This is a genomic window from Christiangramia sp. LLG6405-1 (genome assembly GCF_045055805.1).
In the GTDB taxonomy this organism is placed as follows: Bacteria; Bacteroidota; Bacteroidia; order Flavobacteriales; family Flavobacteriaceae; genus Christiangramia.
Genome location: NZ_CP159330.1, coordinates 1,744,710 through 1,758,817, shown reverse-complemented (window position 1 = coordinate 1,758,817; position 14,108 = coordinate 1,744,710). Strand labels below are relative to the sequence as shown.

Here is a 14,108-nt window from a genome sequence, read left to right as displayed (position 1 = left end):
TTCCGCGCAAATCTAAGGTCTTAGTCCGCCTTTTTAACTTCGCTTTCAAGTTTAAGGACATTGCTACCATCTTCCTGTTCGATGTACAATGCTTTGTTGCCTTCTTCTCCGTCGCGGGTAACTTCATTTCCATCGATCGTGCGGGTTACTTTCTTAGTAAATGTACTTTGCACTTTTCCTTCTGCAGTTCCATTTCCCCATTCCCATTTTACTTTACTTCCTTCTTTAATCATAACTTTTTTTATCAAGATAGTTGCTAGATCAATCTTCTGAAGAAATTTAAATAAATCGCTAACAGTGTTTTAAAAGAAGATTAACGTATTCCTGAAGAGGCATAAAAAAAGAGACCTAAAAGCAGGTCTCTATAAAAACGTTGTTTTTTATTTGGTTTTTGGAGTTGTAAAAATGTAGGGATTTAAACGACTCTGAGCTAATATATGTATTTTCTACAGTAATCCTAGAAATTTTTATGAAAGAATTTTCAGCTTGGCAAAACGTAAGAGTAAATTCTTGATACCGCCCTGTTCAAATTCGATTTCAGCTTTTCGATCCTGACCAACACCCTCTAGTTTAAGGACTTTACCTTTTCCAAAACGCATATGTTCCACTTCATCCCCGGCTGAAAGATTCAAAGTGTTCATTGCTTTCTCCGGTTCTTTCGCAGCTGGTCTTAGCTTCCTAAGTTTACGCAGCTGTTCTTCTGAAGGTTTATGTGCTGGAGGTGGAGTTCCTGTTCTGGGTTTGGATTGTCTTAATTTGCTCTTATCCACATCGTCCCCAAAGATATCTGTGTCTATTAATGGCTTGTACTTATAATCATCCTGTGGCACTAAAGTTTCAAGGTATTGCTCGTCGATCTCTTCAATAAATCTACTAGGCTCGGCATCTACAAGTTTACCCCAGCGATATCTGGAAAGTGTATAGGTAAGATAGGCCTGCTTCTCGGCTCTGGTTATAGCTACATAGAACAATCGGCGTTCTTCTTCAAGTTCGCTTCTGGTATTCATACTCATCCCCGATGGAAAAAGATCTTCTTCCATTCCTACAATATATACATAAGGAAATTCCAGCCCTTTTGCCAGGTGAATAGTCATTAGTGCAACACGATCATCATCACCGGTATCATTATCCAGATCTGTAGCAAGTGCCACATCTTCAAGAAATTCTGATAGAGAACCAGTGGCGTCTGCAATCTCTCGCTGGCCTTCCACAAAATCCCTGATACCATTAAGCAATTCCTCAATATTTTCAATTCTGGCAATTCCTTCAGGCGTACCATCTTTTTTAAGTTCCTGAACCAGCCCGGTCTTCTTGGTCACCATTTCAGCAATTTGGAAGGCATCCATAGTTTCGTTAGAAATGGCAAAACTCTGGACCATATTTACAAAATTTTCCAGTTTGGTTTGCGTTCCTCGGTTGATCTTGAGATCAAGTTTATCCAGATTCTGAATAACTTCAAAAATAGACCTGTTGTGCTGATTGGCAGTTACAGAAAGCCTGTCCATGGTGGTCTGTCCAATCCCTCGCGCCGGATAGTTGATCACTCTTTTCAGAGCTTCTTCATCCTTATTATTCAGTATAAGTCTTAGATAAGAAAGAACATCCTTAATCTCTTTTCGCTGGTAGAATGAAAGTCCGCCATAAATTCTATATGGAATATCCCTCTTCCGCAGTGCGTCTTCCATCGCCCTACTCTGTGCATTGGTTCTGTAAAGGATTGCGAAATCACCATTATTCAGCTGTTGTTGCATTTTGTTCTCAAAGATAGAACTGGCAACATAACGCCCCTCTTCCCCATCTGTAAGTAACCTGTTCACAACGATTTTTGGACCATCATCATTCGCAGTCCATACGATCTTATCCAGCTTGGTTTTATTCTTATCAATAATCGAATTGGCAGCATGTACAATGTTTCGGGTAGACCTGTAATTCTGCTCCAGCCTGTACATCTGTACATTGTCATAATCCTTCTGGAAATTCAAAATATTATTAATATTGGCACCCCTAAATGCATAGATACTCTGCGCATCATCTCCTACCACACATATATTCTGAAATTTATCTGAAAGTGCTCTTACGATCAAGTATTGAGAATGATTGGTATCCTGGTACTCATCCACCAGAATATATTTAAACCTACTCTGGTATTTGTGAAGTACATCCGGAAACCTGTTCAGTAATTCATTAGTTTTTAGAAGCAGATCATCAAAGTCCATCGCGCCCGCCTTGAAACAGCGATCTACATATTGCTGGTAGATCTCTCCCAATCTTGGCTTTTTGGACATGGCATCGGCTTCCTGCAATTCCTGATTCTGGAAATAGGCCTTTACCGTAATAAGACTGTTCTTATAGGAAGAAATTCGGTTATAAACCTGCTTGTATTTGTACACATCCTTGTCCAGACGCATATCTTTTATGATCGCCCTGATCACCGAATGAGAATCCTGAGTATCGTAAATGGTGAAATTTGAAGGGTATCCAAGTTTATCGGCTTCGAACCTCAGCATTTTAGCAAAAACGGAGTGAAAAGTTCCCATCCAGAGATTCTTCGCTTCGCTACTTCCAACGATTTTCGCGATACGTTGTTTCATCTCTCGTGCTGCCTTATTGGTAAAGGTTAACGAAAGAATATTGAACGCATCCACTCCCTGATTCATCAGGTAAGCGATCCTGTAGGTTAACACCCTTGTTTTACCAGATCCCGCACCGGCAATAACGATCATTGGTCCGTCTTTCTGCAGCACCGGGGCCCTTTGTGCATCATTTAATTCAGCTAAGTAAGCTTCCAAATCTTCTCCATTTTATTAATGCTGAAAGGTAACTAAAATGCTCAAAAAACTAAACCCGTATCGAACCGATTTTTAAACATTAAGGAAGTCTTCTGAAGCATTGCACGATATTTTAATATCTTTAAAAATTCAACATTATTGCATCCCACTTCCATGAAGAAATTGATCTTGCTATTTACCATTTTTTGGGTAAATCTATCTTTTGCCCAGCAATTCGAAGCTGGAAATGTTATTTCTGAATATGGCAAAACCATTGCTGTTCCTCATGCCGAAATTGAAGTAGATACCAATCTGGTATACAAAGTGGTATTTGATATCGATAGGAATTTTGATCCTGCTGAAGTCAATAAACTGGTAGAAACAGCTGCTCGATTTTTGAATATGCATGAAAAAGCTGGAGTAGATCCTGAAAATATGCATCTAGCTCTGGTCTTTCATGGTTCAGCCACCAAAGATGTTCTCGATGATACTTCGTATTCCGAGGCTTATCCTGAAACTGAAGAAAATCCCAATACTCCGCTATTTACAGCACTGGCAAAAGCCGGTGTCGAACTTATCGTATGCGGGCAGAGCGCAGCACATCATAATGTAGATCCTGAAAATGTCCATAAAGATATTAAGTATGCTCTTTCAGCAATGACGGCACTTGTACAGCTTCAGGCAGAAGATTATCAATTGATCAAATTCTAAACTTTCTATTATGAATCATATAATTACTTTAAGCATTCTTTTGGCAACACTTGGTCTTCAGGCGCAGCAGAATATTCCTGAAGATGATTTTCAGAATATAGAAGATCAGGTGATCGAGTGGCGAAGAGATCTTCACGAATATCCGGAATTATCCAATCGTGAATTCGAGACCGCTAAAAAGATAGCAGCGCACCTGGAGTCACTTGGTATCGAAACTACTACTGGAATCGCAAAAACCGGAGTCGTAGGAATTTTAAAAGGTGACAAGCCTGGTAAAACCCTGGCTCTTAGAGCAGATATCGATGCGCTCCCGGTAACAGAAAAAAATGATCTGGAATTTAAGTCAACCAAAACCACTGAATTCTTAGGTTCTCAAACCGGAGTGATGCATGCTTGCGGACATGATACTCACACCGCAATTCTTATGGGTGTTGCTGAAATTCTTTCAAAGCATAAAGACAAGATCAATGGAACTGTAAAATTTATTTTTCAACCCGCTGAAGAGGGACCACCACCAGGTGAGGAAGGTGGAGCTTCCCTTATGATCAAAGAAGGTGTTCTTGAAAACCCTGATGTAGATGCCATTTTTGGATTGCATATCAATGCTGCTACTCCAGTAGGTACGATCAAATACAAACCTGAAGGCACGATGGCAGCTGTGGAAAGATTTGTGATCAATGTTCAGGGCAAACAAGCGCATGGTTCAGCTCCATGGAGTGGTGTGGATCCAATACTTATTTCTGCCAAGATCATCGATGGCCTGCAAACTATCATCAGTAGAAATGCTGATTTAACGGAGTCGGCTTCAGTGCTAACCGTTGGAAAGATCACCAGTGGTGTGCGATTTAATATCATACCTGAAACTGCCGAACTTATTGGTACTGTTAGAACATTAGATCCCGAAAATAAAAAAGTGATCCTATCCAGAATGCGCGAACTTGTCCCAGCAATTGCCAAGGCATACGGTGGTTCTGCCACGATCGATATTCAGAATAATACCGCGATCACTTTTAATGATGTAGCCCTGACTCAACAGATGCTTCCCACTCTTGAAAATATTGCCGGAAAACAGAACGTAAATTTGATGAAGGCGACCACCGGTGGAGAGGATTTTTCCTTTTTTCAGGAGAAAGTTCCAGGATTTTATTTCTTTTTAGGTGGAATGCCTGAAGATGCCGAACCTACAAGACACCATACTCCCGACTTTTTTATTGATGAAAGCGGACTTTTACTTGGTGTAAAGACAATGACACAATTAACCCTTGATTTTTTAAGTAATTCCTAATGGATCAAATTTTAAGCTTTTTAACCTCTATCCCATGGTGGGGATGGATACTACTCATATTAGTAATCATCGCTATTAACGATGTTCTCTTTAATCGGAAGCATACTATTAAGCACAATTTCCCGGTGGTTGGGCATCTACGCTACTTCCTGGAAAGCATTGGACCTGAAATTAGGCAATATCTTGTAGCCAACAACAGGGAAGAATTACCTTTCAACAGGCGTGAAAGAAGCTGGATATATGCTTCAGCAAAAAATGAAAATAATTATGAGGGCTTCGGTACAGATCAGGACATGTATTCTTCGCACTATATTTTTGTCAAAAATTCAATTCTCCCTTATAAATTACCTACAGGACATCCAAACGAAAAGAACTCCGGATTGATCCCATGCGCAAAAGCAATGGGAACCTACAATAATCGGAAACGACCATTCAGACCGGCTTCAATAATCAATGTATCGGCGATGAGTTATGGTTCACTTTCAGCTAAAGCTATAGAGTCTTTGAATGAAGGCTGTAAACTCTCCGGAGCTTATCACAATACTGGTGAGGGCGGATTATCTCCTTATCACAAAAAAGGGGCAGATGTTGTGTTCCAGATAGGAACTGGATATTTTGGAACCAGAGATGAACAGGGAAATTTCGACATGTCCAAACTGGTCAAACTAGTACAGGAAAACCCACAAGTTAGAGCGATCGAACTTAAATTATCACAGGGAGCAAAACCTGGAAAAGGAGGTGTTCTTCCGGCGAAAAAGATCTCCAAAGAGATTTCAGATATTCGAGGAGTTCCTATGGGTAAAGATGTTCTTTCACCGGCTTACCATTCGGCATTTGGCAACCTTGAAGATATGATTACATTTATTGAGGAAATTGCAGCGGCTACAGGTCTTCCGGTAGGAATTAAAGCTGCCATTGGAAATCTTGATGACTGGCATACACTTGCAGGGATCATGAAGTCTAAAAATCACGGACCCGATTTTATCACTATAGACGGGGGTGAAGGCGGTACCGGTGCTGCGCCTCCAAGTTTCGCAGATCATGTTTCCGTCCCTTGGATCTACGGTTTTAGTGATGTTTACAAGATCTTTCAGGAATATGAACTTACCGACAGGGTCGTTTTTGTAGCGGCTGGTAAACTTGGATTCCCTGCAAAAGCTGCGATGGCATTTGCTTTAGGTGCAGATTGTATCAATGTTGGCCGGGAAGCGATGATGAGCATTGGCTGTATACAGGCTCAAAGCTGTCATACCAATACCTGCCCGACCGGAATTGCAACTCAGAATAAATGGTTGCAAAGAGGTATTGATATTGCAGATAAATCGATGCGTACTAATTTCTACTTTGTAAAATTCAGAAAAGAGCTGCTTCAAATTACGCATGCCTGTGGTCATGAACATCCCGCACAGTTCACCACCAACGATATCGAGATCAACTTAAGTGATAAGAATCTTTCAAATACATTAGAATCTACTTTTGGATATACTAAGGATAAAGTAAATTTCCACTCTGTAACAGAATTAGTGACATGTCCTCACTTAGGTGGTAACCTTGATTTAAAATCGCTACAAATAACTGAAGACGCTATACATTAATACTTATGAACGAATTTGATGTTTTTCAATTGATCTATGGAATACTTCCGGCAGTAATTGTTGGTTTGGTAAGTTTTTACTTTTTTCACACCTATTCCAGTAATGAGGAAAATCGTAGAAGGTTTTTACTGCTTAGAGAGAAACAAAAAACTTCATTACCTATTAGACTACAGGCATACGAACGACTGACCTTATTCCTGGAGAGAATATCTCCCGGTAAGCTACTATTTCGGGTTGAGCCTGTTGCTGAAGATGTTTCAGCTTATACAAGTTTGTTAATAGCTAATATTGAACAGGAATTCGAGCATAATCTAGCGCAACAAATTTATGTTAGCAACGAATGCTGGGACTATATAAGAACATCGAAAAATGCTATGATCAGCATGATCAGAAATGCTTCAGGTAAAGAAAATGTATCGAATCCAGATGATTTAAGAAAAGTTATTTTTGAAGCAATGATGGAAAAACAAGCACCTACAGAAGCTGCATTAGGTTTTATCAAGCAGGAAGTTAGAAACCTAGCTTAAACCACGAAGATTTCGCAGCTTTACGTTCCATCTCTTTCTTTTCAGCATACTCAAAACCCTGCTGCCACCAGTCAGTCATATCTTCTTTGTTGAAAACAAGAGAATTTTCTGTTAGTTTGGTTGGAGTGTAGTAGATATTTAACTTGACCTTTTTATTCATCGCGGCAAGTTTTCCCTCCACGATATCATGATATTCCACCTGGTCCAATAAAAAACCGAACAGGTTGACCATCAATGAAAAAGGGTTCTTACCTAGAACCTTATTGTATTCCATATTTTCAGCTTCCAGAATGATCGCATCCACTTCTGTAGCACCGCGTTTAATGGCCTCCCTGATAGGAACCACACATCCCAGACCACCGTCTGCATATTCAAAACCATCTTTGGTCGCGAGACTCATAAAAGGTATATAATTACAACTTATCCAGATCCAGTCACAAAAGTCGTCATACTCGAAATCGTGAATAGATTTATATTCCACCCTGTTTTTGGATAGATTAGAAACAGTTACGACCACGTCCTTAATGTTGGATTTAAGTTCGTTGAAATCCTGCTGAGAAAAATTCTTCCTGATACTTCTACGTAAAGCTTTGCTTTCCCCAAAGGTTCGGCGCTGTCTTATAAATTGCCAGACAGTATTGAGGTAATTAATCGTCACATATTCCCGACCATCTTTTTTCTTGACTACGAACGGGTTGACGCTGAAGATCGTTCGTTGCGTGACATTGGTATAGATATCGTAAACTTTCTGGATGTTTCCTGCAGCGAGGTGAGGAATAAGCAAACTGCCGGTACTGGTTCCTAGAAAAAGATCATACCTTCTTTTTTGTTCCTGAATTAGATGTTGGGCCACGCCGCCGGCAAAGGCGCCTTTACTTCCTCCTCCAGATATAACCAGTGCACGCATTAAGGTTGAATTTCGTTAATTTCTTCGTTTCTGTATTTGGCAAACTCATAGCCACTCTCCCACCATTCCCGCATTTTCTCCTTATCAAAAATAAGAGAATTCGTTGTTAGAACGCTTGGAGTATAGTAAAAATTGATAATACAATCCTTATTCGCTGCAGAAAATTTTCCGATTCTGATGTTCTGAGTTTCGATCCTGTCCAGCATAAATGCGAAAAGATTGGTGATGAGCGAAAATACATTCTTTGAAGGCATCCTGTTGAAATAAGTTACTTCAGTTTGCAGGATGATCGCATCCACTTCTGTCGCACCTCGCTTAATCGCTTCCTCAATAGGTACCATACTTCCCAGCCCACCATCAGCATACTCACATCCATTTTTGCTGACCAGACTCATAAATGGTGTGTAATTGCAGGAAATCCAGATCCAGTCTATAAATGCTTCGTAATCATAGTCCTTGATGCTCTTATATTCCACCTCGTTCAGAGAGAGATTAGAGACTGTAACCACAACTTCCTTATTGCTATCCTTCAGTTGCTTAAATTCTTCTTTTGTAAATGTCTTCTGAAGCAGGGTTTTGAGATTTAAACTATCGCCGAAGGTTTTGCTTCCTTTCAGAAAATTCAGAATAACATTAAAGTGATTGATCGTGATCGTTTCCTGCCCATGCTTCTTTTTGATAAGAAATGGTCTGCTACTAAAAATACTGGATTGATTAACGCTCGTAAAAGCCTTTTTAACTTTCTCTGCTTTATGCAAAGCCATATGAGAAAGGAGCAAACTTCCTGTAGACGTCCCTATAAATAGATCATAATCTCGCCCGAGATCTTCAGTAAGATACTGCGCAACTCCGCCGGCAAAAGCTCCCTTGCTTCCTCCTCCTGAAATTACGAGTGCTCTCATCCTAACCTGAAATTTTAGAGTTCAAATATCTACTATGCTTCTCCTCTAAGGCTGAAGACACATTTATCAATTTCTCTCGATATTCCTCATTTGCGATTAATTCATCAAGCAATTGTCTTGCAAAATCCCGAAACCGGTAAGCATGATGATCTGTTGCTATTAACAGGCTCTTCAAACTTGCTTCATTAAAAGCTCCTAGCTGGTATAAATATCCAAAGGCATTTTCCCTTACTTCAAAAGGATTGGATGGATTTGTGTACGCTGATAATTCCTCAAAGTATTCAGAAGTTTTTTCCGGCTCGAATTCGGAAGTTACCAGGCTCAAGGTTAGCCAGAGCAAACGTACATTCTTATTATAGAATCCGTCAATATTCCTGGTTTTCTCCAGATATTCTGCTTTTTTCTGCGGAAATCTTTCCCATAATTTGAACAATGCTTTTTCGATGGTGAGATAAGATTCATCATCTAATAAACTTTCAAAATTGGTTTGCAATTGCTGCGGAATTGTTTGCATACTTGTAGCGATCGCCTGTCTTACATATAGATTGTTAGATTCAAATGCCTTTTTATATAAGCTTCTGCCTAAATCTGAATTTTCTCCGGCAAGCTGATAGACAACCTCTTGCCCTAAATAGTCATTTACAGGGAAGTCCAGGATTTTATCCAGATATTCATATTTCGTTTCTAGCGGAGTTTCTCGTAATGCAGCTAGTTCAAGGTAAGATTTGCTAAATTCTGATTCTCTTAAAGCGTTCAGCGATTGGTTGGCTTTAAAAGCTGACTGTTCTAACCAGTCAGTTTTATACTGACTAAGGTCCATTCCCGAAGCAAGTTCCATTTCCGCAAGAAAATTATCGGTTTCCACATTCTTAAAAGCATAAGTTTCGAGGTAACTTTTTATGCCCTTTCTAAAAGCTTTCTCACCAACTTTTTCTCTTAGAATATGTAAAGCCCAGGCTCCTTTTTGATAATAAGTACTGGAACTTCCGGTTGAAGACAATAATTTCTGTCCTTTTCCTGAATCGCTTAATTCCTTTAAAACCTCTGCCGACTGGTATAACTTCCAGTAAAAATAATCCGCTCCAAAGATCTCTTTTTCAGCTAATAATGCATAATAAGTAGCAAAACCCTCGTGCAACCAGTGATGTTTTCCGCTTTTCTCGGTAACAAGATTTCCAAACCATTGATGAGCCAGCTCATGTGCATTTACATTCACATAATTTTGATCATGATAACCAATGGAATCCACCATAAGAGATTCAGAAAAAATAGTAGTTCCTGTATTCTCCATTCCTGCATACAGAAAATCTCTTACGGGGATCTGCTTATAATTACTCCACGGATACGCTATACCAATTTCCTGTTCAAAGAAATCCATGATTTCCGCAGAATGCCTGTAAGTTGGCTCCAGAAGCAAAGAATCCTGCGGGAGATAATAATTCTGGATTTCAATTCCTGAGGTAGAATTTATAGTTTCGGAATCATATTTACCTGCTGCGAATCCAACCAGATAAGAACTCATAGGTTCTTGCATATCAAATTTCCACAGTCTAACGGAATCGTTTATAATTTCATTGCTTATATTTTTGCCATTGGCGATCAGTTCATAGGAAGCAGGAAATTCAAAAGTAAGGTCAAATTCTGCTTTCTCATTCATATCATCGACACTTGGCAACCAGCTGGAAGTGTACTTCCCCTGGCCCTGCGTCCATACCTGCCTTTCTTCTTCGACAATATCAGCATCATTCCAATTGATGAAGTAGACAGCTTTTTTTGGAGTTACCTCATAGTTAAGTGATAAAGAAATACTATCATTCACTTTAAAGTCATGAAGAATATAAATTCCTTCAGTGTCTATTGAAAAATCGATGCTTTTACCATCTAGCTGTACATTTTCAAACTGCATATTCTTGCCGTTTATAAACAGGCTATCATCAGGATAAAGCACCTCTATCGTATAAAGTACGTTTCCTTCGATCTTTTTTCGAGCTGGATCAATTTTAAAGTGAGCATCTACTTTCTGAAAATCAAATCGTTCTACCTGGTGATCACGAATCTTTTGAGCATGTATAAGGGACATGTTCAGAATTAAAAAAAGTGCAGTTAAATATCGCATTCAGAATAAAAATATCTCATGCAAATTACAAAAAATTGAAGCTGTTATGAGATATTCCTGAAGATTAAAACGAGTTTCTACACCGCCGCCCATGTAAATCAAACGTATTTAATATCTTCGTTTTTATGATCCAGAACCTGCTGCAAACCCCTATTGAGTATCTTAAAGGAGTTGGTCCCAACCGGGCCGATCTTTTTAAGAAGGAACTCAACATCAGCACCTATCGAGACCTCATCAATTTTTTTCCTAATCGATATATAGACAAAACAGGTTTCTATAAGGTCGCGCAACTGCAGCAAAATTCTTCGGAAGTGCAAATTGTTGGTAAGATCGTCCATCTAAAAATGGTTGAACAAAAGAAAGGTAAACGCCTGGTAGCCGACTTTGTTGATGATACCGGAAGAATGGAGCTGGTCTGGTTTAGAGGGCATAAATGGATAAGAGAAAACATCAAATTGAATACGCCTTATGTCATCTTCGGAAAAACGAATTTTTACAGTGGAATGTTCAGTATGCCACATCCAGAGCTTGAACTAGTATCAGATTATAAGAGGAATTTAAGGGTAGCCATGCAACCGGTATATCCTTCTACTGAATTACTTCAGAAGAAAGGAGTTACTAATAGAGTGATCATGAAATTGATGCAGGAAGTGCTGCAACAAACCGGGATGAAATTTTCTGAAAGTCTGAATCCGGAATTACTGGAAGAACTAAAGCTTTTAGGAAAGGCAGAATCACTATTTAATATTCATTTTCCGAAGAACCAGGAGCTATTGGCAAAAGCGCAGTTCAGACTCAAATTCGAGGAGCTATTTTATGTGCAACTGCAATTACTGCGCAGAAACCTAATGCATAAACAAAAGATCAAGGGTTTCAATTTTGACAAAGTAGGTCATATTTTCAACGACTTTTACAGCAATCATTTACCGTTCGAACTTACCAATGCTCAAAAACGTGTAGTCAAGGAAATTCGAGGAGATATGGGAAGCGGCGCCCAGATGAACAGGCTATTACAGGGAGATGTAGGCTCCGGTAAAACCATTGTTGCCCTGATGTCCATGCTCCTTGCGCTCGATAATAATTTCCAGGCATGTTTGATGGCTCCTACAGAAATTTTATCCATACAGCATTATCATGGTTTGGTAGAGCTTTGCGTAGAACTAAAATTGAATATTCGATTGCTTACCGGATCAACCAAAACCAGGGAGCGCCGGGAGATCCATGAACAACTGGAATCTGGCGAAATCCATATTCTTATTGGTACCCATGCTCTTCTGGAAGACAAAGTGAAATTTAAGAATCTTGGTCTTGCTGTGATCGACGAACAACATCGTTTTGGAGTGGCCCAAAGAGCGAAGTTATGGAAGAAGAACCATATTCCACCTCATGTTCTGGTAATGACCGCAACTCCAATTCCACGTACTCTGGCTATGAGTCTGTATGGAGATCTGGATATTTCGGTCATTGATGAACTACCGCCGGGTCGTAAACCTATTAAAACCGTGCATCGTTATGATAGCAATCGTTTAAAGGTATTTGCTTTTATCCGGGATGAAATTCAGAAAGGCCGGCAGGTTTATATCGTATATCCGCTTATCCAGGAATCTGAAAAAATGGATTATAAAGATCTTATGGATGGCTACGAAAGTATCGCCAGAGAATTTCCAGACAACCAGATCTCTATTGTTCACGGCCAGATGAAGCCTGCCGACAAAGATTTTGAAATGGATCGTTTTGTAAAAGGTGAAACAGATATTATGGTTGCCACTACCGTCATCGAAGTAGGCGTAAATGTTCCTAACGCCAGTGTAATGATCATAGAAAGTGCTGAAAGATTTGGTCTTTCGCAGTTGCACCAGTTAAGAGGACGTGTGGGGCGTGGTGCTGAACAGAGTTTTTGCATTCTTATGACGGGTCATAAACTTTCCAACGATAGTAAAACGAGATTGGAAACAATGACTTCTACCAACGATGGTTTTGAGATCGCTGAAGTCGACCTGAAGCTAAGAGGTCCTGGTGATCTTATGGGAACTCAGCAAAGCGGGGTGCTTAATTTAAAGATCGCAGATATCGTGAAGGATAATGCAATTCTGCAATCAGCCAGGTTCTATGCCAATAGATTGCTCAAAGATGATCCTAACCTTGAAAATGAAAAAAATAGCACTGTGAAAAACGCCTATTCACGGCTGGTCAAGAACAAAACGATCTGGAATTACATTAGCTAACCGAATCTTATTAGCTACTGACAATCAATTGATTAAATTTTTTATATATCTTTAGAAGACTTACCCCCGGGAATAGCCTCAACCTATTCTGTACTTTAGAATGCCTCTTTATAGCTTCGGTATAACCACAAAATTTAATATATCATGGGCAGAAATTTTAAACTTAAATGGGGAATTGGAACATTATTATTCTTTCTAATTCTTAGTATGAATGCGCAGGATCAGGCGCAGTCAAGTGTAGATGAACTTTACCAGGTCTATAAGAACCAGGGTGCAAAAGCTGTTTTGGAGAACTACCAGAAGAACAATCCGAATACCGCCTACGAAGGCATGGCTGAACCTCTGAATATCCTAGCATACAGATTGATGCAGGAAGAAAATGATCTGGAAGCCGCAAAAATGTTGTTCCAGGCTCAGATCGATGAATATCCACAGGAAGCCAATCCTTATGATTCCTTTTCTGATGTTTTGCTGGAAATGGATAAAAAAGATGAAGCCGTTAAATACATAGAAAAGTCTCTTGCAATTGCTGAAAAGCATGATCATGAACAGGATGATTTGATCATGGAAGCAGGTCTGGCTAAGATTGCTATTATTGAAAACAGGGACAAACAACTTAACTTTCTAATTGGGAACTGGAATAATGAAACCCAGGTTTACCAGAATGGTGAAGTTATGAACACGACCAATAGTTCGAACCGTATTTCGTTTGATGAGGCCGGTTCCATGCTGGTTGTGGATCATGATACAGGTGATAGTAAGCCATGTTGTAAAAGAGTCATGGTATATAATCCACTGGAAGATGAATTTGATGTGGTCTTTATGCGAAGAAATGCGCCTGAAGGAATTTCAAATTCAAAGATGAAAGTAAAGGAAATGGGACCAGATCAATACGAGATCGTGGAGAGTTATCAGGATGAAAGCAATCAACAGCTTAGATTCAAGCACAACATTACAAAAGAAGACGGCTCGGTTAAATGGGCAGTTTATGAAGAAAACGAAAGTGGCTGGAACAAGTCCAGAACAATGAATCTTACCCGGAAAAATTAAAGATTTTAAACTATAAAACAGC

Annotated in this window: 11 protein-coding genes; 6 read left to right on the top strand and 5 right to left on the bottom strand. The window is 39.5% G+C overall.

What is annotated here, in order from left to right; genetic code table 11:
* Window positions 1-20: 20 nt before the first annotated feature.
* Both ABVM50_RS08180 and ABVM50_RS08175 read right to left on the bottom strand, forming a co-directional pair.
* Window positions 21-233, bottom strand: coding sequence for a DUF2945 domain-containing protein (locus ABVM50_RS08180; RefSeq protein ID WP_141877135.1), 213 nt, complete (start codon window positions 231-233; stop codon window positions 21-23).
* Window positions 234-467: 234 nt separating this feature from the next.
* Complete coding sequence (locus tag ABVM50_RS08175; RefSeq protein ID WP_405198122.1) at window positions 468-2,789, bottom strand: ATP-dependent helicase; 2,322 nt, start codon at window positions 2,787-2,789, stop codon at window positions 468-470.
* A 153-nt stretch (window positions 2,790-2,942) separates the two neighbouring features.
* Between ABVM50_RS08175 and ABVM50_RS08170 the strand changes: the two genes are divergently transcribed.
* The 4 genes from ABVM50_RS08170 to ABVM50_RS08155 are packed head-to-tail and all read left to right on the top strand — an operon-like array spanning window position 2,943 to window position 6,886.
* Window positions 2,943-3,479 (top strand): DsrE family protein, encoded by a 537-nt coding sequence (locus ABVM50_RS08170; RefSeq protein ID WP_405198121.1) that lies wholly within the window; start codon window positions 2,943-2,945, stop codon window positions 3,477-3,479.
* 10 nt (window positions 3,480-3,489) lie between these two features.
* On the top strand, window positions 3,490-4,764 hold the full coding sequence (locus tag ABVM50_RS08165; RefSeq protein WP_405198120.1) for an amidohydrolase: 1,275 nt from the start codon (window positions 3,490-3,492) through the stop codon (window positions 4,762-4,764).
* The gene (locus tag ABVM50_RS08160) at window positions 4,764-6,359 is read left to right on the top strand and encodes an FMN-binding glutamate synthase family protein (protein WP_405198119.1); all 1,596 of its coding nucleotides are present in this window, start codon (window positions 4,764-4,766) and stop codon (window positions 6,357-6,359) included. Before ABVM50_RS08165 ends, ABVM50_RS08160 begins: the two co-directional genes overlap by 1 nt.
* 5 nt (window positions 6,360-6,364) lie before the next feature.
* A complete protein-coding gene (locus ABVM50_RS08155; protein WP_405198118.1) occupies window positions 6,365-6,886 on the top strand; it encodes a hypothetical protein in 522 nt (173 codons plus the stop codon).
* Here ABVM50_RS08155 and ABVM50_RS08150 read toward each other — a convergent pair.
* Genes ABVM50_RS08150 through ABVM50_RS08140 form a run of 3 tightly spaced genes read right to left on the bottom strand, consistent with a single transcriptional unit; the run spans window position 6,870 to window position 10,775 of the window.
* Window positions 6,870-7,793, bottom strand: a complete 924-nt coding sequence (locus tag ABVM50_RS08150) for a patatin family protein (RefSeq protein WP_405198117.1) — start codon at window positions 7,791-7,793, stop codon at window positions 6,870-6,872. The genes ABVM50_RS08155 and ABVM50_RS08150 overlap by 17 nt on opposite strands.
* Window positions 7,793-8,695: a patatin family protein gene (locus ABVM50_RS08145; RefSeq protein ID WP_405198116.1), complete on the bottom strand. Its 903-nt coding sequence runs from the start codon at window positions 8,693-8,695 to the stop codon at window positions 7,793-7,795. Before ABVM50_RS08145 ends, ABVM50_RS08150 begins: the two co-directional genes overlap by 1 nt.
* A 1-nt stretch (window position 8,696) precedes the next feature.
* Window positions 8,697-10,775 carry a M1 family metallopeptidase gene (locus ABVM50_RS08140; protein ID WP_405198115.1) on the bottom strand — a complete coding sequence of 693 codons (2,079 nt, stop codon included), beginning with the start codon at window positions 10,773-10,775 and terminating at the stop codon, window positions 8,697-8,699.
* 161 nt (window positions 10,776-10,936) lie between these two features.
* Between ABVM50_RS08140 and recG the strand changes: the two genes are divergently transcribed.
* Window positions 10,937-13,036 (top strand): ATP-dependent DNA helicase RecG, encoded by a 2,100-nt coding sequence (gene recG / locus ABVM50_RS08135; RefSeq protein WP_405198114.1) that lies wholly within the window; start codon window positions 10,937-10,939, stop codon window positions 13,034-13,036.
* A 144-nt stretch (window positions 13,037-13,180) separates the two neighbouring features.
* The gene (locus ABVM50_RS08130; RefSeq protein ID WP_405198113.1) at window positions 13,181-14,086 is read left to right on the top strand and encodes a hypothetical protein; all 906 of its coding nucleotides are present in this window, start codon (window positions 13,181-13,183) and stop codon (window positions 14,084-14,086) included.
* The last annotated feature ends 22 nt before the right edge of the window (window positions 14,087-14,108 follow it).